At 71.1% G+C, this 20,365-nt stretch carries 14 protein-coding genes; 8 read left to right on the forward strand and 6 right to left on the reverse strand.

Going from position 1 to position 20,365, the window contains the following annotated elements; all coding sequences use genetic code 11:
- Nucleotides 1–11: 11 nt before the first annotated feature.
- The 4 genes from ABZ208_RS11745 to ABZ208_RS11760 form a co-directional block, all read right to left on the reverse strand.
- Nucleotides 12–860, reverse strand: coding sequence for a 1,4-dihydroxy-6-naphthoate synthase (locus ABZ208_RS11745; RefSeq protein WP_356909313.1), 849 nt, complete (start codon nucleotides 858–860; stop codon nucleotides 12–14).
- Nucleotides 857–1,627, reverse strand: a complete 771-nt coding sequence (locus ABZ208_RS11750) for a futalosine hydrolase (RefSeq protein ID WP_356909314.1) — start codon at nucleotides 1,625–1,627, stop codon at nucleotides 857–859. The genes ABZ208_RS11745 and ABZ208_RS11750 overlap by 4 nt, the downstream gene beginning before the upstream one ends.
- A gap of 4 nt (nucleotides 1,628–1,631) precedes the next feature.
- Nucleotides 1,632–2,111: a DUF2771 domain-containing protein gene (locus ABZ208_RS11755; RefSeq protein ID WP_328399196.1), complete on the reverse strand. Its 480-nt coding sequence runs from the start codon at nucleotides 2,109–2,111 to the stop codon at nucleotides 1,632–1,634.
- A 213-nt stretch (nucleotides 2,112–2,324) separates the two neighbouring features.
- Nucleotides 2,325–3,671 carry an MFS transporter gene (locus tag ABZ208_RS11760; protein WP_328399197.1) on the reverse strand — a complete coding sequence of 449 codons (1,347 nt, stop codon included), beginning with the start codon at nucleotides 3,669–3,671 and terminating at the stop codon, nucleotides 2,325–2,327.
- Nucleotides 3,672–3,974: 303 nt separating this feature from the next.
- Between ABZ208_RS11760 and ABZ208_RS11765 the strand changes: the two genes are divergently transcribed.
- From ABZ208_RS11765 to ABZ208_RS11795, 7 genes are all read left to right on the forward strand, one after another.
- A complete protein-coding gene (locus ABZ208_RS11765) occupies nucleotides 3,975–4,919 on the forward strand; it encodes a DUF3027 domain-containing protein (RefSeq protein ID WP_356909315.1) in 945 nt (314 codons plus the stop codon).
- A gap of 107 nt (nucleotides 4,920–5,026) precedes the next feature.
- Nucleotides 5,027–8,161, forward strand: coding sequence for a molecular chaperone Hsp90 (locus tag ABZ208_RS11770; RefSeq protein WP_356909316.1), 3,135 nt, complete (start codon nucleotides 5,027–5,029; stop codon nucleotides 8,159–8,161).
- Between the two features lie 86 nt (nucleotides 8,162–8,247).
- Nucleotides 8,248–8,706: a hypothetical protein gene (locus tag ABZ208_RS11775; RefSeq protein WP_356909317.1), complete on the forward strand. Its 459-nt coding sequence runs from the start codon at nucleotides 8,248–8,250 to the stop codon at nucleotides 8,704–8,706.
- 297 nt (nucleotides 8,707–9,003) lie between these two features.
- The gene (locus ABZ208_RS11780) at nucleotides 9,004–12,660 is read left to right on the forward strand and encodes an ATP-binding domain-containing protein (protein WP_356909318.1); all 3,657 of its coding nucleotides are present in this window, start codon (nucleotides 9,004–9,006) and stop codon (nucleotides 12,658–12,660) included.
- Nucleotides 12,661–12,813: 153 nt separating this feature from the next.
- Nucleotides 12,814–13,581 (forward strand): calcium-binding protein, encoded by a 768-nt coding sequence (locus ABZ208_RS11785; protein WP_356909319.1) that lies wholly within the window; start codon nucleotides 12,814–12,816, stop codon nucleotides 13,579–13,581.
- A gap of 205 nt (nucleotides 13,582–13,786) precedes the next feature.
- On the forward strand, nucleotides 13,787–14,611 hold the full coding sequence (locus ABZ208_RS11790) for a calcium-binding protein (protein WP_356909320.1): 825 nt from the start codon (nucleotides 13,787–13,789) through the stop codon (nucleotides 14,609–14,611).
- Nucleotides 14,612–14,814: 203 nt separating this feature from the next.
- A complete protein-coding gene (locus ABZ208_RS11795) occupies nucleotides 14,815–15,768 on the forward strand; it encodes a hypothetical protein (protein WP_356909321.1) in 954 nt (317 codons plus the stop codon).
- Here ABZ208_RS11795 and ABZ208_RS11800 read toward each other — a convergent pair.
- Nucleotides 15,734–18,259, reverse strand: a complete 2,526-nt coding sequence (locus tag ABZ208_RS11800; protein WP_356909322.1) for an HAD-IC family P-type ATPase — start codon at nucleotides 18,257–18,259, stop codon at nucleotides 15,734–15,736. The two genes, ABZ208_RS11795 and ABZ208_RS11800, sit on opposite strands and share 35 nt — an antisense overlap.
- Nucleotides 18,260–18,326: 67 nt before the next feature.
- Entirely contained in the window at nucleotides 18,327–18,617 is a 291-nt protein-coding gene (locus ABZ208_RS11805) for a DUF2530 domain-containing protein (RefSeq protein WP_356909323.1), read from the reverse strand.
- Nucleotides 18,618–18,789: 172 nt separating this feature from the next.
- Between ABZ208_RS11805 and ABZ208_RS11810 the strand changes: the two genes are divergently transcribed.
- The gene (locus ABZ208_RS11810) at nucleotides 18,790–20,244 is read left to right on the forward strand and encodes an NCS2 family permease (protein ID WP_356909324.1); all 1,455 of its coding nucleotides are present in this window, start codon (nucleotides 18,790–18,792) and stop codon (nucleotides 20,242–20,244) included.
- Nucleotides 20,245–20,365: the final 121 nt, after the last annotated feature.

Raw genomic sequence — 20,365 nt, forward strand, 5'->3', positions numbered from 1 at the left:
GGACCGCTCCGTCAGACGAACGACAGCGCATCACGGCCGAGGGGCGGTACGAGCCCCTCGGCCGCGGCGCGCGTGAGCAGGCCGCGTACGGCCGCGTAGCCGGCGTCACCCAGGTCGTGGGTGAATTCGTTGACGTACAGGCCGATGTGCTGGTTCGCCACCGAAGGGTCCATCTCCTGCGCGTGCTCGAGGACGTACGGGAGGGAGACGTCCGGGTCGTCCCAGGCCATCTTGACCGACGTGCGCGCCGAGGTGGCGAGCAGGCGCAGTGTGTCCGCGCCCAGCGAGCGCTTGGCGATGATCGCGCCCAGCGGGATGGGCAGCCCGGTCGTCGTCTCCCAGTGCTCGCCCATGTCGGCGAGGGAGTGCAGCCCGTACTGCTGGTAGGTGAAGCGCGCTTCGTGGATGACGAGTCCGGCGTCGACCTTGCCGTCGCGCACCGCCGGCATGATCTCGTGGAACGGCATCACGACGACCTCGCCGACGCCGCCCGGGACGGCCTCCGCGGTCCACAGCCGGAACAGCAGATACGCGGTCGAGCGCTCGCTCGGCACCGCGACCGTCCTGCCCCGCAGGTCCACCTCCGGCTCCCGGCCGAGCACCAGCGGGCCGCAGCCCCGGCCCAGCGCGCCGCCGCAGGGCAGCAGCGTGTACTCGTCGAGGACCCACGGCAGGACGGCGTACGAGACCTTCAGTACATCGAACTCGCCGCGCTCGGCCATCCCGTTGGTGATGTCGATGTCCGCGAACGTCACATCCAGCGCGGGCGCGCCGGGGATGCGGCCGTGCGCCCAGGCGTCGAAGACGAAGGTGTCGTTCGGGCAGGGTGAGTACGCGATCTTCAGGGGCGCGGCGGTCACGGCGACTCCTCGAGGACGGGGGCGAGCTGCTGGAAGGCGGAGCGCAGCGCGTCCAGTGCCTCCCCGATGCGCCAGGCGGCGCGGTCGCGCGGGCCGACGGCATTGGAGACGGCGCGGATCTCGACGACGGGCACGCCGTGGGCCGTGGCGGCCTCGGCGACGCCGAAACCTTCCATCGCCTCGGCGGCGGCGTGCGGGTGGCGGGCAGTCAGCTCGGCGGCGCGGGCGGCGCTGCCGGTGACGGTGGAGACGGTGAGGACGGGCGCGTACACGGCGTCCAGGGTCTTCGCGAGGCGTGCGGAGAGCTCGGCGGGCGGGTGGTGCACGCTGCGGCCGAAGCCGAGTTCGTCGACGGGCAGATAGCCGTCGGGGGTCTGGGCGCCCAGGTCGGCGGCGACGATCGCGTCGGAGACGACGAGGGAGCCGAGCGGGGCGTGGGCGGCGAAGCCGCCGCCGATCCCGGTGGAGACGACGAGGTCGTACGGCGCCGGGGAGCCCTGCGTCCGCGACCCGGATGACGTGGGCGCGGTGGCCGGGACCGGTCCCAGCACCGCGGCCGTCAGGGCGGCGGCGGTACCAGCCGCGGCGGCTGCCGGTCCGACCCCGGCGACGAGGACGTCGACGAGCTGTCCCGGGGCGTGCTCGAAACGCGTCAGCGCGTACCCGCCGGGCAGCGGAACCCGGTGCGTGGCGCCGGCCGCGCCGGTGAAGGCGGCGGCGACGGAGTCGGCCTCCGCCGTCACCGCGGTCACGACGAGTACGCGCACAGGGTCAGGAGGCCTTCTCGAACTGGAAGTGCCAGATGCCGGTGACCTTCTTGCCGCTGGTCTCCATGATGCTGACCTGGGTCTTGCTGGTGGTCTCGCCGGTCGCCGAGGAGAAGAAGGCGTTGCCCGGGATGGTCCGGTACGACTTCCCGTACGGCTCCTGCTCGACGGGCTGGCCGTTGAACAGCAGCGTCCAGCCGTTCTTCGCGATCTCCGGGTCGACGCCGATGCGGACCCGGTCGTCGAAGCCCACCTTGACGGTCTTCGCCGGCTTCTTGCTCAGGCAGCCCTGGAGCAGGGACTCCTTGATGGCCTTGCCATCGTTGTAGCAGGCCGCCTCGGAGTGCACCGACTCGGTGCCGACCGTCACGGTGACGAGCGGGGTCGGCTTGTCGCAGGCGGAGAGGACGAGAAGCCCGGCGGACACGGCGCCGAGAGCGGCGGCGGCCCGGCGGCGCTTGCCGGAGAAGAACGCAACGGTCATGGCCCGAAGGCTATCGGGCCTCCCTGCGCACGCCACCCCCGGGTACGGCGCGGCCCCTTGGTTACGCCACGGGGGCTACGGCCCCGCCCACCCGCGCCTCCGTTCCCCCCGGGCGCGCCGGTCCCTCACTGCCCGTGCCCGGCGGCCTCCGGCGGGGCAGCGTTGCGGGCGGGGGTGTTGCGCGCCCGGTGGGGTGGGGAATCGCCCTCGGTCCTACGCCACCCGAGCCCGCGCGTGCCCCCGGCGGGACGCGTCCAGCAGACCCCGGATCGCCGCCAGCGCACCCGCGCCCACGATGCACGCCGCCACCGACATGCCCAGCACCCCGTTCAGCGGCAGCACGATGCCGATCGCGCCGCCGGCCACCCACGACATCTGCAGCAGCGTCTCGGAGCGGGCGAACGCCGACGTACGCACCTGTTCGGGGACGTCCCGCTGGATCAGCGCGTCCAGCGACAGCTTCGACAGGGCCTGGGTCAGGCCCGCCGTCGCGGCCAGGACCGCGATCATCGCCGTGCTGAAGAACACCGCCGCGCAGATCGCCGCCGCCAGCACCAGCGTGATCATCGTGGCGATGATCACTTCGGGTGGACGTCCCCTCAGCCACGCTCCCACCGCCGTGCCGAGCGCGTTGCCCGTGCCCGCCGCGACGCCGACCATCGCCAGGGAGACCGCCGCGCTCTGGCCCGACAGCGGATGCTCGCGCAGCAGGAAGGCCAGGAAGAAGATCAGGAACCCGGACAGCGCCCGGTGCGCCGCATTGGCCTGGAGGCCGTGCAGCACGGACGGCCCCACCGTCCGCAGGCTCGGTTTCTGCTCGCCGTGGGTGAGCATGTGCGCCTTGCGCTCGCCCTTCGCGGAGTCCACCTTGTGCGGCAGTCGCAGGGCCCAGTACGTACCGAGCAGGAACAGCGCGCAGGCCCCGTACAGCGGCCACTGGGGCCCGATGTTCTGCAGCCCGATCCCGATCGGCGCCGCGATCCCCGTCGCCACCAGACCGGCCAGGGTGACCCGGGAGTTCGCCTTCACCAGCGGGAAGCGCGGTGGCAGCAGGCGCGGCACGACCGCGCTGCGGACGACCCCGTACGCCTTCGAGGACACCAGTACACCCAGCGCCGCCGGATACAGCTGGATTCCGCCCGTAGCGACCGCCGTGGACATCGCGAGCGCGAGCACCACACGTGCGAACATCGCGCCTGCCATCGCCGCGCGCCGCCCGTGCGGGATGCGGTCGAGCAGCGGGCCGATGACCGGGGCCAGCAGGACGAAGGGGGCCATCGTGACGGCCAGATAGAGCGCGACCCGGCCGCGTGCCTCGTCCGTCGGTACGGAGAAGAAGACCGTGGACGCCAGCGCCACGGTGATCATGACGTCGCCGGCGCCGTTCACGGCATGGAGTTCGATCAGTTTGCCGAGGCCGGACTCGCCCGCCCCGTGCGCATGCGTCGCTTTCCGGATACCGCGCGCCGTGCCCGTGAACGGCAGATGGAGGGCACGCCCGACCGTCCGGCCCACTCTGCGGAGCGGCCCGGATGTGTCGGACGACCTCGCGGCTGCCACCCCGTCATAGTGCCCCAAGCCCTGCCGAGGCGAACCGGTGACAGGCACTGTTCCTCCCATGTTGGGGCAGGCAGGTGGGCGGGGAGCTGCGGAGGGGGTAGCGTGCGTAGCGCGCCACCGGCGGCTGTTCTCGGCCGCGCGCCTCTTCGGCATCCCGCAGAATGGATGACGTTGGGTGTGCCCGAGACAGGTCGGTCCGGGCGCGGACGTCGATGCGGCCCTCTGGTCCGCTCCGCCCGCGGTCCCGTACCTCCGGAATCGGCCGGCGCACCCGTGAGACGGCGTAGGAGAGAAGCGAGACCTGTGAGTGCTGCGACGACGCGAAGCCGTACCCCCGACCGTCTGTGCGCCGAGGCGGTAGATCTTGCCCGGGAGGCGGCCGAGGAGGCCGCGGCCCCGGGCAAGGTCGGTGAGCATGTGTCCCTGGTCTCCGAGGGCGACCGGGTGGTCACACACTTCTTCGAGTGCCAGGAGCCCGGCTACCGGGGCTGGCGCTGGGCGGTGACCGTCGCGCGTGCCTCCCGCGCCAAGAACGTCACCTTGGACGAGACCGTCCTGCTGCCCGGTCCCGACGCCCTCATGGCCCCCGAGTGGGTGCCGTGGAGCGAGCGGCTGCGACCGGGCGACATGGGCCCCGGCGATCTGCTGCCCACCGAGGCCGAGGATCTGCGCCTCGAGCCCGGCTACACCGGCGAGGACGAGCCCCCGCCGAATTCGGTCCTTGCCGAGCACCCCCCGTCGCACGATCTGGCGGAGCGCGTCGAGGCGGAGGACGCCGAGCTCACCGACCGCAGGCCCGCGATCGAGGCCACCACGGGCAACGGCCGCGCGGCGATCGCGGCGCTCGCCGAGGAGCTCGGCATGCGCCGGGCCCGTGTGCTGTCCCGGTACGGGCTGCACACGGCCGCCGACCGCTGGGATGAAGGCTTCGGCGCCAAGACCCCGATGGCGCAGGCCGCCCCCGCATCCTGTGTGACCTGTGCCTTCCTGGTCCCGATGGCGGGCTCGCTGAAGCAGGCCTTCGGTGTGTGCGCGAACGAGTTCTCGCCCGCGGACGGCCGGGTCGTCTCCCTGGCGTACGGCTGCGGCGGGCATTCCGAAGCGGCCGTGATGCCCAAGCCGCCGACGCCCCCGCCCCCGGTGCTCGACACGATGGCGGCCGACGAGTTCCCGCTGCGGCCCGCCCGCGACGGCGGATCCGTCTCGCCCGAGGCCGACGCCGCATCGGAGGATCTCGGCCACTCGTAGTCCGGCGTTCGCAGCTCTCCGGTTCCCCGATCCGTGCTGACCGGCCGATACGCGGTACCTTCGGCCCCAGCAGCAGTCGCCGCTTCCGGAGAGAGTGGAGTCACAGCGTGAGCGTCAGGACGACGGAGTGGGCCGACCCGTTCGGGACGGTACGGCTGCGGCGCGGGGTGCTCGACGCATGGGGCGCGAGCCCCGCCCGCTTCCGCGAGGACGCCAACGCCGAGGAGGACCTCGCGCTCGGCGGGTACCGCGACCGTCTCGTTGTCGAGCTCGCCCAGAACGCAGCGGACGCCGCCGCGCGCGCCGGTGTGCCGGGGCGGCTCCGGCTGACCCTGCATCCGGCCACCGGTACGGACCGCGCCGTGCTCGCCGCCGCCAACACCGGCGCCCCGCTGGACGCCGCGGGCGTCGAATCGCTCAGCACCCTGCGCGCCTCCGCCAAGCGCGAGGGGCACGAGAGCTCCGTCGGCCGGTTCGGTGTCGGCTTCGCCGCCGTGCTGGCGGTCAGCGACGAGCCGGCGGTCGTGGGCCGGCACGGTGGCGTGCGCTGGTCCCTGGCCGAGGCCAGGGAGCTGGCCGGTGAGGCGGCCAAGGGCAGCCCGGGCCTCGGCGACGAGCTGCGCCGCCGCGACGGTCACGTACCGCTGCTGCGGCTGCCGCTGCCCGCCGAAGGCACCGCGCCCGAGGGATACGACACGGTCGTCGTGCTGCCGCTCAGGGACGGGGCCGCGGTCGACCTGGTGGAGCGGCTGCTCGCCGGGATCGACGACGCGCTGCTGCTCACCCTCTCGGGGCTGTCCGAGATCGTCATCGAAACCCCGGACGGCGTACGGGAGTTGCGGCGCTTCACCGAGGACGCGTATGTCCGCATCCAGGACAGCGTGCACGGCGGACGCCGCTGGCGGGTCGTCAGCCACGGCGGCGCGACCGAGCCCGCGCTGCTCGCCGGCCGGCCCGTCGAGGAACGGCTCCGGCCGCACTGGTCGGTCACTTGGGCGGTGCCCGTCGACGACGAGGGCGCGCCGGCCCGGCCGCGTACCGCACCTGTCGTGCATGCGCCGACTCCTACCGACGAACCCCTCGGCGTGCCCGCGCTGCTGATCGCCTCGCTGCCGCTGGACACGACGCGCCGCCATCCGGCGCCCGGCCCGCTCACCGACTTCCTGGTGCAGCGCGCGGCCGACGCGTACGCCGAACTCCTCGGCGACTGGCGGCCGGTGAGCGTCGGCACCATCGACCTGGTGCCCGGGCCGCTCGGCAAGGGCGAGCTGGACGGTGCGCTGCGGGCGGCGATCCTGGAGCGGCTGCCGCGCACCGCGTTCCTGGAGCCCGCCGTGCCGCGCGATGTGCCGGTGGAGGACACCGGTCTGCCGGGCCGGGAGATCTCCGTGGGGCTGCGGCCGATCGAGGCGGAGGTCCTGGAAGGCGGGGGCGCGGAGACCGTACGGGTTCTGGCCGAGGTGCTGCCGAGCCTGCTGCCCGCGGGACTCGAGCGCCGGGTGGAGCTGCGCACGCTGGGTGTCGCACGGGTGCCGCTGACCGAGGCGATCGACCGGCTCGCCGGGCTCGAGCGCGAACCGGGCTGGTGGCACCGGCTGTACGACAGCCTGGCGGGCGTGGACCCGGACCGGCTGTCCGGCCTGCCCGTACCGCTGGCCGACCGCCGCACCACGATCGGTCCGCGCCAGACCCTGCTGCCCCTGGCCGACACCCCGGCCCAGCTGGCCCGCCTCGGCCTGAAGGTCGTGCACCCCGATGCGGCGCACCCGCTCCTGGAGAAGCTGGGCGCGCTGCCCGCGACGCCGCGAGCCGTGCTGACGACCGCGCAGGTGCGGGCGGCCGTCGCGGCATCGCTGGACGACGGTGACGTCTGGGACGAAGACGCGCTCGACGCGGAGGAGGTCGCCGAGACGGTGCTCGCGCTGGTCCGGGACGCGGGTCTGGAGCCCGGCGAGGAGCCGTGGCTGGGCGCCCTGGCGCTGCCCGACGAGGACGGCGAACTGGCGCCCGCCGGTGAACTGGTGCTGCCCGGCAGCCCGTTCGCCGCGGTGATGCGTGAGGGCGAACTGGCGCTGTGCGACGCGGAGCTGGCCGAGCGGTGGGGCGAGCAGCCCTTGGCGGCGTGCGGCGTGCTGGCCAACTTCGCGCTGGTGAGGACCACCGATGTGGTGCTCGACCCCGATGAACTGGAGCCCCGCGAAGGGGACTTCGCCGAGCCCGACGACGCCGGGCTGCTGGACGCGGTCGACGTCTGGTGCGAGGACGTGCTCGACCGGCTGCCGGACACGCCCGTGCCGCCCGTCGCCACGGAGATCGTCGCCGTGCGCGACCTGGACCTGGTGGACGACGACTGCTGGCCGCAGGCGCTGGCGCTGCTGGCGCAGCCGCCGCTGCGGGACGCGCTGACCCAGTCCGTACGCATCCTGCTGCCGGACGGCACGACGGAGACGGTGCGGCCCTACACGGCGTGGTGGCTGCGCGACCATCCGGTGCTGGACGGGCGCCGGCCGGCGGGCCTGCGGGCGGCGGGCGCGGATGCGCTGCTGGAGGGCCTGTACGAGTCGGCCGACACCACGGGCTTCGAGGACTCCCAGGTGCTGCGCGCGCTGGGGGTGCGTACCTCGGTCGCCGCGCTGCTCGACGAGCCGGGCGGCGCCGCGGAACTCCTGTCCCGCCTGGCCGATCCCGACCGTCCGGTCCGTGCGGCCCAACTGCACGCCCTGTACTCGGCGCTGGCGGACCTCGACCCGGAGCAGGTCACGCTCCCCGACGAGCTGCGAGCGGTCGTCGACGGCGAGGTCCGGGTCGTGGACGCGGCGGACGCGGTCGTGGCGGACGCCCCCGACCTGCTGCCGCTGGCGGAGGGACTCCCGCTCCTCCCGGTCACACCCGCGCGCGCCGGCGACCTGGCGGACCTGTTCCAGGTACGCCGCCTGAGCGAGACGGTCGACGCGGAGATCACGACACCGGGCGAGGAGCACGAGGTCCCCGAGTCGGTGCGCATCCTGCTCGGCCCGACGACCCCGGCGACGTACATGGAGCACGAGGAACTGGTCGTCGCCGGCGTCGAACTGGACTGGCGGCGCACGCCGGACGGAGTGCTCCACGCCTCCACCGTGGAAGGCGTGGCCGCGGCCCTTGCCTGGTCGACGGCCCAGTGGCCACGCCGATTCGAGGTGGCGGCACTGCTGGAGGACCCGTCGCGCACGGACGAGCTGGCGCGCGACCGCTGGTTCGACTGAGACCTGACGGTCCGCCCCCGACCGGACCCGGCCGGGGCGGACCGCGTGGCCTCCGGACGGGCGCGTGATGTGTCATGCTCGCGTTCATGGAGCGGGGGAACTCGAGCAGAGGCCGCTGGTGGAAAGGCATCGGGCGCCTAGCGCGCACCAAGGGGGCGCACGCGGCGCCTGTCGCACCCGCGCCGCCCGCAGCGCCCCGGGCATACGCCGGACCTCTCGCCGGAGTGCTCGGCAGCACGCCGTTCAGCCTTCGGCAGCTCGACGGGCAGACGGTGCTGCGCATCGGCGAGTGGGAAACGGTTGTCGGACCGGACACACAGGTGCGGCACCGGCAGCACCGGCTGTGGAACAGCTTCGCCGTCGCGGCCCTGGGCCGGCCCACGTTCGTCCACCGCTACCACCTGCCATGGGGCCTGCAGTTGCTCGCGCAGTTCGAGTCCACCCCTGACTTCTTCGTCGCCCAGATGGACGACCCGGGCCTTGAACTGACCGTTGAGCTAGGCGGCATCTCCGCCTGGAGCCCTGCCACGAACGCGGAGTGCTGAGGGTTCTGCCGCGGCTGACCCCACGCCGTCATGGCCAGGTGCGCTCGATGTGATCCCGTCGTACGGCACGGGTGGCGGGGCCGCTCCTGTGGGCGGGTGGACGGATCGCATCGCGTCGCGCGTCGCCGCTCGACCGCCCCGATACTGCGGACCTGTCTCCGGTGCCCGAAGTCTGCCTGGCCATCAGCCAGTTGAGCGATTGATCACCTTTTGCCCGCGGAGTTCTGCTAATCCTATGACCGGGGTTACGGGCATCGGCCCGTCGCAGCGCGTGCGCGCTGTCTGGAGGGGATACACGTGAGTACGACATCACGGGATGCGGTCGTCGCCGGAGAACAGAAGGCCGTGGACCGCGCCTACGACTGCTACGAGGCGCGCCTCGCGGAGATGACGGAACAGTCGCCCGCCGCGGCCTCCGCCAGCGGCAAGGACGGCATCGCCGCCCGGATCGAGGCTGAGGCCAAGGCCGAGGAGTACGGAGGGCTGGGCGGCGAGGCCCTGGTCGTCAGCAGGGTCGACGTGCAGGAACCGGGCGCGTCGGCGGCCGAGACCTTCTACATCGGGCGCCGGAGCGTCTTCGACGTCGAGACCCGTGACCAGGTCGTGGTCCTCTGGACGGCGCCGATGGCCAGGAAGTGGTACAACGCGCAGCCGGAATCGCCCGGGGAGGTGCTCCTGCGACGGCAGTTACGCTGCTCGGAGCGCACGGTCGAGGACTTCCTGGACGAGATCGCCCCGTCTGCGGTGCCCGGCGCCGATATCGACATCGACGCTGACGCCGACGAGCAGGATGGACCGGCGTCCGACTCCCTTGGCGGGACGGCCTACGACACCGCTGCGGAGCCCGCAGCCGCCGAGGACCATCGTCCCGGCACCGTCCCCTCACCTCGTGACGCCGCCCGGCGGCGCCGGAAGAAGCCGCAACAGGTGGACGAGTTCCTGCTCCGGGAACTCCACCGCTCCCGCAGCGGGCGGATGCGCGACATCGTCGAGACGATCCGCCGCGACCAGATGGCTCTGGTCACCGGCTCACCTGCGGACGTACTCGTGATCCAGGGCGGACCGGGCACCGGAAAGTCCGCGGTGGGCCTGCACCGCGTGACCTGGCTCGTCAACAACGACCACTTCCGCTCACAGGACATCCTGGTGGTCGGACCGCACCAGAACTTCCTGGAGTACGTGGGGCGGGTGCTGCCCACCCTCGGCACCCGCAACGTCAACGCCGTCCAGCTCGACCGCCTCTGGGCCGGTGAGGTCCGCGGCACGGACTCCCCCAAGGCGCGGCTGGTCAAGTCCGACGACCGGATGGCGACCGTCCTGCGGCGGCGCGTGGAGCGCGAGTGCAGACCGGACGCACTGGATTCCCTCGTCACCGCTCCCTCGCACGAACAGGACGAGCCGGACTTCGCCGTCGGCGTCGGCAGTACGCTGCTGCGCCTGCCGCGCTCGGAGGTGCTCGGCGTTCTGCGCGAGGCCCGCGAGGGCAGCGGCGCCTACCGAGCGCGCCGTGACCGGTTCCGGACGCTTCTCGTCGACCGACTGCTGGGCGCCCTGATGCGACTCGCCCCGCGGCGCGGCACGGACGAGACGATACGCAGGGATCTGGAGCGCAACCGGCAGGTGGTGGCACTCGTCGAGCGCACCTGGCCGGCGCTGAGCCCGGAGGAGGCCCTGCGGAGTCTGCTCAACTCCCCTGACAGGCTGGGTGAGTGCGCATCGCAGGTGCTCGGCGAGAGTGAACAGGCCGCGCTCCAGCGGCCGAAGGCCGAGAGCGCGGCGGAGGAGCCCTGGACCCTCGACGACTTGGTGTGTCTGGAGGAACTGCGCTTCCTCATTGCCGGTGAGACCCCGCAGCGGTACCGGCACATCGTCGTCGACGAGGCCCAGGACCTGACGCCGATGCAGGCGAGGTCGCTGCAGAGGCGCTGTCCGACCGGCTCGATGACCGTGCTCGGCGACCTGGCGCAGGCCACCGGCCCCCACACGTATGCCGCTTGGGGCCGGCTGGGCGGACTGCTGTCCGGGCAGGGGGACTGGCATGTCGCGGAGCTGAACACCAGCTACCGCGTGCCCGCTCAGATCATGGAGTTCGTGGCTCCCCTCGCCGGGGAGGTCGCGCCGTCGCTGCCCTTCCCCGCCGCCGTCCGCCGGGCCGACGGGGAAGCCGTACGGCTGGTCGCGACGACACCGTCCCAGCTGCTGGACGACGTGGCGGCCCGCGTGATCCGCCTCGTCGGTACCGATGACGGCCGCTCCCCGAGGTCGGTCGCCGTCATCGTGCCCGACTCCCCGTGGCGGGAGCAGGTCCGCCGGCACGTGGACCTGATCGAGGGCATGACCCCGGAGCGGCTGCGAGCCGTGTCCGTGCTGGCGGCGGCCGAGGCCAAGGGCATGGAGTTCGACCATGTCCTGGTCCTGGACCCGTCGGCCATCGCCGACAGCGGACCCGCGGGGCTGCGCCGGCTGTACGTGGCACTGACACGCAGTACGCAGAGCCTGACCGTTCTTCACACGTCACCGCTGCCCGAGGCGCTCGGGGGAGGTTCCGGCGACGCGGCCGGCGAGGACGCCCCGCAGGTCGGCGCCGAAGTCCGGGTCACGGTGCTCGGACCGGGACCGGGGTCGCACTGGCGGGTGCAGGCTCTCTCGCCCGCGAGCGAGCGCACGTTCCTCCTCGTCCCGCGCCACGGCTCACCCGTTCCCGTCGCCGGATCCACGCTGGACGGCTGGGTGATCCGCAATGAGGGGCGGGTGAGTCTGATCTCTGCCGCCGACTTCGGCCGTAGGCCCGTCTCGCCCGGAATGGCGGCCCGTTACGCGGCAGCACTCGATGTCATGGACGAGATCGCGCGCGGCGGCGGCACGATCCCGGCCGATGCCCCGGCCCGGCTTTCGGAACTGAAGGGCATGGCCAATCGGTGTCTGCGCCGGGACCAGGCCGACTGGCTGAGTGTCTGGCAGCTGCTCGGGCGTCCTGACGCGGACCGGCTGGCCGTCCTGCGAGACCTCGCGAGGAGTGCACGGGAAGCGGTCGCCGCGGGCGATCCGGCGCGTGCAGCCGCGGTCGCGTCGGAGCTGACGCGCAGCGGATGGGCGGACGCGCTGAGCGAAGCCCGGGAACTTCTGCGGCGTGGCACCGGCACCTTGGACGAGCGCGACGCCGGCACCGCACCCGAGGCCGACCTCGCACCCTTGGATGACGCCGCGCCCGCCGCCGCATCCGAGGCCGACGCCGGCCTCGCACCCGTCAACGGCGTCGAACCGGACGCCGGGACGCCACGCGTCGACGACTTCGGGCCCGAGCCCGAAACCGAGCCCGAGCCCGAAACCGAGCCCGAGCCCGAAACCGAGCCCGAGCCCGACGCCGAAACCGAGCCCGCTGCCGGAACCGGACGCGCCCCCGATCCCGATCCCGATCCCGCCACCGGCACCGGCACCCGGCCGGAACCCTCCGGGTCCCCGGAGACAGAGCACCAGAAGGAGCACGACGTGCAGGCCATCGCCCTCGAGGACATCGAAGTGACAGCCACCGGGCTGCTGTACGACCTGGCGACCGCGGCGGAGGCCGACCGGAACTGCAACACCCATGAGGCAGTGCGGTTCGAGCTGATGGCCGCCCTGCTGCGGGCCGGCCTGAAGCCGTCCGACGCACCCCTCGTCGACGTCATCCGCACCGGCGAGGACGGCCGCTTCCTGTACGAAGTCCTCGGCGCCGGACGCTCCGCGTACGCGGACCTGCGTGCCGGAGCGACCCGTCTGCTGGAGGTCAACCACGCTCAGCCGCAATCCGCCGACCGCCTGTACCTCGTGCTCTCCGAGCCGCCTGCCGACGCGTGGGCGGCGGACACCGTACGAGCGGTGTTCGGTGTCCATGTGCTGTGGCGGACGGTGGACGGCTGGGGCGGGGAGGACAAGGAGACGGCGCTCGGGGCCGGGGCGGCGTCCGCTCCCTGAGGCCGGGACGGGACCTGACCCTCAGTCAAATGCCGGTGCGTTATTTGATTTACTGGCATTCAACGAAGTCTCTACGATTCGTTCACCATCCAAGATCCCGCCGGGGGGACTCGCACGGCGGGATCGCATTTCACTGGGGACACATACATGCGCATGCGTGCCACTGGCGCCGCCCTTGTCGGCGCCCTGGCTCTGACCACCCTTGTCGTTCCGGCCGCTCAGGCCGGAGCGGCGGAGGTCGAACCCAAGATCACCAAGGTGGTCGTGAACGGCGGCAAGGACATCGTCCTGGGCACCAGGGCCGAGAAGACCGTCACCGTCTCCCTGACCGCCACCCATCCGGACGGCATCAAGCAAGGCCGGCTCTACCTGTGGCACGACGACGGTACGGGTAAGGCGGACAACATCGTCTTCGAGAACGAGGACTGGGACACCTGCACCGAGATCGACGACACCACCTCCATCTGCAAGCAGACCGTCACCTTCGACCCGCTCCTCACCCCGGGCCGGAACGAACATGCGGGCACCTGGAGGGTCAGCGCATGGGCGATGGCTCCCGGTGGCTACGACACGCGGGACGAGACGAAGACCGTCCGGATCCAGCGCGCCTCCAAGCTCACGGTCAACGCGGGTCCGGAGCCGGTCACCAAGGGCAGGAAGATCACCACCACGGGCAAGCTCACCCGCGCCAACTGGGACGAGATCGCCTACAAGGGCTACACCAACCAGCCGGTGAAGCTCCAGTTCCGCGAGGCGGGCTCCAGCACCTACACGACCGTCAAGACCGTCAAGACCAACTCGACGGGCAACCTGTCGACGACGGTGACGGCGTCGAAGGACGGCTACTGGCGCTGGTCCTTCGGGGGCACGACCACCACTCCGGCGGTCAACGCGACCGGTGACTACGTCGACGTGAGGTAGTCCGCAAGGCCTGTGCAGGCCACCGGCCCCACAGAGGCCGGTGGCCTGCGCCTGCGCGGAAGCGCCAACGCGCCAACCCCCGGTCGGACTTTGGCCGAGCCTCCTGCTTTACTGCGGCTCAACGGAATCTCTACAATCCGTCCACCATTCAAGATCCCGTCGGGGGGAACACGCGACGGGATCGCATTCCACTGGGGACACATACATGCGCATTCGTGCCACTGGCGCCGCGATCGTCGGCGCCCTGGTTCTGACCGCCCTTGCCGTTCCGGCCGCCCAGGCCGAAGAAGGCCCGGCGGGCCCGAGGAAGACCACCTTCTCCGCCAAGGCACCGGCGGACGAGGTCCTCGGCGACACCAAGATCACCAAGGTGGTCGTGAACAACAACAAGGACATCGTCCTGGGCACCACGGCCCCCAAGACCGTCCCGGTCACCCTGACGGCCACCGACGCGGCCGGTATCCAGGACGCGTGGGTCGAGCTGTGGCACGGCAACGACTGGGACTCGCCGGACGTGCTCGCCGTCCCGCACGAGTCCGTCTGCAAGGAGGTCAATGCCACCACGTCCACCTGCACGATGAACATCACGATCGACCCGAAGCTGGAGCTGGACAAGAACACCCTCGCCGGCACCTGGAAGGTCACCGCCTACGCGTGGGGCAAGGACGGCGACCTCGTCCAGAAGGACACGTACAAGACGCACCGCGTCCAGCGTGCCTCGAAGCTCACGGTCAACGCGGCTCCGGAGCCGGTCACCAAGGGCAGGAAGATCACCGTCACGGGCAAGCTCTCCCGTGCCAACTGGGAGACCTCCACCTACAAGGGGTACGCCGACCAGCCGGTGAAGCTGCAGTTCCGCAAGGCGGGCACCAGCACGTACTCGACCGTCAAGACCGTCAAGTCCAACTCGACGGGCAACCTGTCGACGACGGTGACGGCGTCGAAGGACGGCTACTGGCGCTGGTCCTTCGCGGGCACGACCACCACTCCGGCGGTCAACGCCACGGGTGACTACGTCGACGTGAGGTAGTCAGCGACGCAGACAGGCCACCGGTCCCACAGGGGCCGGTGGCCTGTCTGCGTGGAACAGCCGGTTCGACCGACCCCCGTCAGGTTTTGGCCACGCTTGGCCGGTTTGCTGCGGCTCAACGGAATCTCTACAATCCGTTCACCATTCAAGATCCCGTCGGGGGGAGTCGTACGACGGGGTCGCCTTTCAGTGGGGACACTCATATGCGCATTCGTGCCACTGGAGCCGCGATCGTCGGCGCCCTGGCTCTCTCCACCCTTGCCGTGCCCGCCGCACAGGCAGACAACTCCCTGGACCGCAAGGACAAGTCCGCGCTGGTGCAGGCCGTGCGTGCCGCACAGCAGGCGGACTCCGGTGCCGCGCAGGCGTCCGGCCGCGCCGCCTCTGCCGCCGAGGACGGGGTGCCGTACGAGCTGGACCTCTCCTTCTCCCAGGTGAAGGTCAACAACGGCAAGCCGATCGTCGTTGGCGTCAGCAACCAGGTCACCGTGCCCGTCACCTACACCGTGACGCACGGCGCCGACGTCGACATCTTCGCCCCCGACTTCCTCATGGACGTCGAGATCTACCGCGGCGGAACCGACTACTGGAGCCAGACCCACGGCCTCCTCGGCGACGAATGGCCGGTCTGCACCGCGGTCTCCTCCACGGTGGCGACCTGCAAGGGCACCATCGACATCTACCCCGAGTTCGATCTGACCCTCGCGGACGCCACCACCTGGAAGACCTACGGCTACGCCGTCGCGTACAACGGTCAGGACCCCGAGGACGAGAACATCGACCTGAGCCAGGTCGGCGTCGTCGAGCAGGACCCGCTGGGCGTCACCACCAAGCTCCAGCGGTACTCGAAGCTGACGGTCAACGCCTCCCCGGAGCCGGTCGTCAAGGGCAAGACCATCACCGTCACGGGGAAGCTGTCCCGTGCCAACTGGGAGACGCACAAGTACGCGGGCTACACCAACCAGCCCGTGATGCTGCAGTTCCGCAAGGCGGGCACCAGCACGTACACCACCGTCAAGACGGTGTACACCGACGGTTACGGCAACCTGAAGACCACGCGTACGGCCTCGACCGACGGCTACTGGCGCTGGTCCTTCGCCGGCACCTCCACCACTCCGGCGGTCAACGCCACCGGTGACTACGTCGACGTGAAGTAGTCCGTGACGTAGTCCTCGTCTCTGCGTCGGCAGGGAAGCGGCGGTCGACCCAGCGCCAGGTGAACTCCAGAAGCGCTGCGGCGGCCGCCGCAACGGCGACTGCCGCCCATGGCATCGTCGTGCCCACGAGCTTCAGGGCGAAGAAGTGCTGGAGCCATGGCACGACCAGCACCAGCAGGAACGCTCCGCCCATCGTCGCCACCAGCGCGATCCGCCACCACGTGTAGGGCCGGGCGATGATCGCCAGCACCCACATCGCGACCAGGAACAGCGTCAGCGTCGCCGCGCTCGTCTCCGCGTCCAGGGCGCCCGGTCCGCTGTAGTGGGAGCGGGCCAGCAGATACGTGCAGAACGTCGCCGTTCCCGCGATCACACCCGCCGGGATCGCGTACCGCATCACCCGGCGCACGAAGTTCGGCTTGGCCCGCTCCGTGTTCGGGGCGAGCGCCAGGAAGAACGCCGGGACGCCGATCGTCAGCGTCGACAGCAGCGTCAGATGGCGTGGGAGGAACGGGTACTCCACCTGGCTGCACACCACCAGGATCGCCAGAAGCACCGAGTACACGGTCTTGGTGAGGAACAGCGTGGCGACGCGGGTGATGTTGCCGATCACCCGGCGGCCCTCCGCCACCACCGACGGCAGCGTCGCGAAGCTGTTGTTCAGCAGCACGATCTGGGCGACCGCCCGGGTGGCCTCCGAGCCCGTGCCCATCGAGACGCCGATGTCCGCGTCCTTCAGCGCCAGCACGTCGTTGACGCCGTCCCCCGTCATCGCCACCGTGTGCCCGCGGGACTGCAGCGCGCCGACCATGTCCCGCTTCTGCTGCGGGCTGACCCGGCCGAAGACCGTGTTCGCGTCCAGCTCCTCGGCCATCGCCGACTGCTCGGCCGGCAGCCGGCGCGCATCCACCGTGTCCGCCGCGCCCGGCAGTCCCAGCTTGCCCGCCACCGCGCCGACGGCGATCGCGTTGTCGCCGGAGATGACCTTCGCCGCGACGTTCTGCTCGCCGAAGTACCGCAGCGTGTCGGCAGCCTCCGGCCGCAGCCGCTGCTCGAGCACCACCAGCGCCGTCGGCTTCGCGCCCGCCGCCACGTCCGCCGCGTCCAGTTCGCCCGCGGCCCGGGCCAGCAGCAGCACCCGCAGCCCGTGCTGGTTGAGCTGGTCGATGTCGGCGAGCACCGGGTCCCCTGGCGGCAGCAGCACATCGGGAGCGCCCAGCAGCCAGGTGGACTCCTCACCGTTGCCCTCGCTGAAGCTCGCTCCGCTGTACTTGCGCGCAGAGGAGAAGGGCAGTGACTCCGTGCACCGCCAGTCCTCGCTGTCCGGATACGCGTCGATGACCGCCTGGAGGCTCGCGTTGGGCCGGGGGTCGGACTCGCCGAGTGCGCCCAGGACCTTGCGTACGTACGGCTCGTCGGTACCGCCCAGCGTCCGCAGCTCGGCGACGTCCATGCCGCCTTCGGTCAGTGTGCCGGTCTTGTCCAGGCAGACCACGTCCACGCGCGCCAGGCCCTCGATCGCGGGCAGTTCCTGCACGAGGCACTGCTGGCGGCCGAGCCGGATCACCCCGATGGCGAAGGCGACCGAGGTGAGCAGGACGAGGCCCTCGGGGATCATCGGGACGATTCCGCCGACCGTACGCGCCACCGAGTCCTTGACGTTGGTCTCCTTGACGACCAGCTGGCTGATGACGAGCCCCGTCGCGGTGGGGATCATCATCCAGGTCACGTACTTGAGGATGGTGCTGATGCCGCTGCGCAGCTCGGAGGCGACCAGGGTGAAGCGGGACGCCTCCTCGGCCAGTTGTGCGGCATACGCCTCGCGGCCCACCTTGGTCGCGGTGAACGCGCCGCCGCCCGCGACCACGAAGCTGCCCGACATCACGAGGTCACCCGGCTGCTTGACCACCGGGTCCGCCTCGCCGGTCAGCAGCGACTCGTCGATCTCCAGGCTGTCCGCCTCGGCGACCTCGCCGTCGACGACGACCTTGTCACCTGGCCCGAGTTCGACCAGGTCGTGCAGGACGATCTCGGAGGTGGAGACCTCGGCGGCCACCCCGTCGCGCCGTACCGTCGGTTTCGCCTCGCCGATGACGGCGAGTGAGTCCAGTGTCTTCTTGGCACGCAGTTCCTGGATGATGCCGATCCCGGTGTTGGCGATGATCACAAAGCCGAAGAGGCTGTCCTGGATCGGCGCGACGAAGAACATGATCACCCACAGCACGCCGATGATCGCGTTGAAGCGGGTGAACACATTGCCGCGGATGATGTCGACGGTGGAGCGCGAGCTGCGTACGGGTACGTCGTTGATCTGGCCCCGCGCCACCCGATCGGCGACCTCGGCGGTCGTCAGTCCGGTCGGGGACACCCGGCGCCGGGCCGTCACGGGGGGTCGGGTGGGAGGGTGCACGGGGTCGAGTTCGGCGCCCGCGCTGATGACGGGTCCGCTCGGCTCGGGGCCTTCGGTGCCGGTCCACGGCGGCTGCGTCATGGTTTCGACGGTACGGCCGACGGCCCGGGTTCACCCCCCGAGTGGCGCGTTCTCGTCGGGCGCGGTCTCAGGAGTCGGAGTTCTCCGCAGTCGGGGCGGTGTCCGCGTCGGCGGCCGCTTGCGAGCGCTTGATCGCCGCTTCCCGGCCGCGTACGTACCAGATGCCGATGAGTCCGAGGCCCGCACCGGCCAGACAGGTCCACACCCACCAGGTCAGGTCGCGGTCCGCGAACCAGCCGTAGAACGGGACCTGGACGAGGAACATGACGAACCACAGGATCGTGCCGCCGGTGATGGTGGCGACGATCGGCCCCTCAAGGGGTTCGGGTGCCTCGTGCCTGGGGGTCCACTTCGCCATGCCGACAGTGTAGGCGGCGCTTTTCGTACGCCGACGGGCCAGGTCCGCCCGGGGTCTACGCGCGGAGATACCGATCTTCCTCTTATGTGTTCATGCTGAACGGGTTTGCGTCCGACCGGTTTCGTTCGTATGAACCTCCAGGGAACCGGCCTGAAATACGACGAGGTCTCGCATGCCCCCCACGGCCACCGCCCCTGCGGACGTCCAGCCGCCGCAGCAGCAGCCGCCCACAGGCTCCAGCCGCCTGGACCGCTTCTTCAAGATCTCCGAGCGCGGCTCCACGGTCGCCCGCGAAGTCCGCGGCGGATTCGCCAGCTTCTTCGCGATGGCCTACATCATCGTGCTGAACCCGATCATCCTCGGCAGCGCGAAGGACATGTACGGGCACCAGCTCGACGGCGGCCAGCTGGTCACCGCCACCGTGCTGACCGCGGCCTTCTCCACCCTCCTCATGGGCGTCATCGGCAATGTCCCGATCGCGCTCGCGGCCGGTCTCGGCGTCAACACCGTCGTCGCCCTCCAGCTCGCGCCCCACATGTCCTGGCCGGACGCCATGGGCATGGTCGTGCTGGCCGGCTTCGTCGTGATGCTGCTGGTCGCCACCGGGCTGCGTGAGCGCGTGATGAACGCCGTGCCGCTGAGCCTGCGCAAGGGCATCGCGATCGGTATCGGCCTGTTCATCATGCTGATCGGCCTGGTCGACTCCGGTTTCGTCTCCCGTATCCCCGACGCCGCCAAGACGGTCGTCCCGCTTCAGCTCGGCAGCGGCGGGCACCTGCTCGGCTGGCCGGTCCTGGTCTTCGCCCTGGGTGTGCTGCTCACCTTCGCGCTGATCATCCGCAAGGTGCCCGGCGCGATCCTGATCTCCATCGTGGCGATGACGGTTGTCGCCATGGTCGTCAACGCGGTCGCGGACATCCCCAGCTGGGGCCTGACCACGCCCGAGTGGCCCGGCAATCCGGTCGCGACGCCCGACTTCGGCCTGGTCGGCGAGGTCAGTCTGTTCGGCGGCTTCGAGAAGGTCGGACTGCTGACCGGCTGCCTCTTCGTCTTCACCGTGCTGCTGTCCTGCTTCTTCGACGCGATGGGCACGATCCTCGGCGTCGGCGACGAGGCCAGGCTGATGGACAAGGACGGCAACTTCCCCGGCATCAACAAGGTGCTGATCGTCGACGGCATCGCGGTCGCCGCCGGCGGTGCGAGCTCCGCCTCCGCCAACACCTGCTTCGTGGAGTCCACCGCCGGTGTCGGCGAGGGTGCCCGTACCGGTCTCGCGTCCGTCGTCACGGGTGCGCTGTTCGCGGTGGCGCTGTTCCTCACCCCGCTCGCCACGATGGTGCCGTCCCAGGCGGCCACGCCCGCCCTGGTGGCGGTCGGCTTCCTGATCCTGGCCGGTTCCGTCAAGGACATCGACTGGAGCGACTTCACGATCGCCGTCCCGGCGTTCCTGGCGATGGTGATCATGCCGTTCACGTACTCGATCACCAACGGTATCGGCATCGGCTTCATCGCCTTCAGCGCGCTGCGGCTGGCGGCCGGACGCGGCCGTGAGGTGCCGGCCGCGATGTACGTGGTGTCGGCGGTGTTCCTCTTCTCCTACGCGATGCCGGCGCTCGGCCTCACGTAAGCAGGGGTTTCGTGTGCCGTGAGGCCCCGCCCCGGCGGGGCCGGACCGCACCCCCCATAAATAATCGGTGTGCGAGAACGCCGCCATGAATGGTGGGGAGAAATAGGGACGAAATATAGTG

The sequence above is a fragment of the Streptomyces sp. NPDC006208 genome, assembly GCF_040613775.1.
Lineage (GTDB): Bacteria > Actinomycetota > Actinomycetes > Streptomycetales > Streptomycetaceae > Streptomyces.

What these genes read in the sequence shown, in the direction of transcription:
- ABZ208_RS11755 (WP_328399196.1), bottom strand. Translation starts at nt 2,111, where the DNA reads ATGACCGTTGCGTTCTTCTCCGGCAAGCGCCGCCGGGCCGCCGCCGCT.
- ABZ208_RS11775 (WP_356909317.1), top strand. Translation starts at nt 8,248, where the DNA reads ATGGAGCGGGGGAACTCGAGCAGAGGCCGCTGGTGGAAAGGCATCGGG.
- ABZ208_RS11785 (WP_356909319.1), top strand. Translation starts at nt 12,814, where the DNA reads ATGCGTGCCACTGGCGCCGCCCTTGTCGGCGCCCTGGCTCTGACCACC.
- ABZ208_RS11790 (WP_356909320.1), top strand. Translation starts at nt 13,787, where the DNA reads ATGCGCATTCGTGCCACTGGCGCCGCGATCGTCGGCGCCCTGGTTCTG.
- ABZ208_RS11795 (WP_356909321.1), top strand. Translation starts at nt 14,815, where the DNA reads ATGCGCATTCGTGCCACTGGAGCCGCGATCGTCGGCGCCCTGGCTCTC.
- ABZ208_RS11800 (WP_356909322.1), bottom strand. Translation starts at nt 18,259, where the DNA reads ATGACGCAGCCGCCGTGGACCGGCACCGAAGGCCCCGAGCCGAGCGGA.
- ABZ208_RS11805 (WP_356909323.1), bottom strand. Translation starts at nt 18,617, where the DNA reads ATGGCGAAGTGGACCCCCAGGCACGAGGCACCCGAACCCCTTGAGGGG.
- ABZ208_RS11810 (WP_356909324.1), top strand. Translation starts at nt 18,790, where the DNA reads ATGCCCCCCACGGCCACCGCCCCTGCGGACGTCCAGCCGCCGCAGCAG.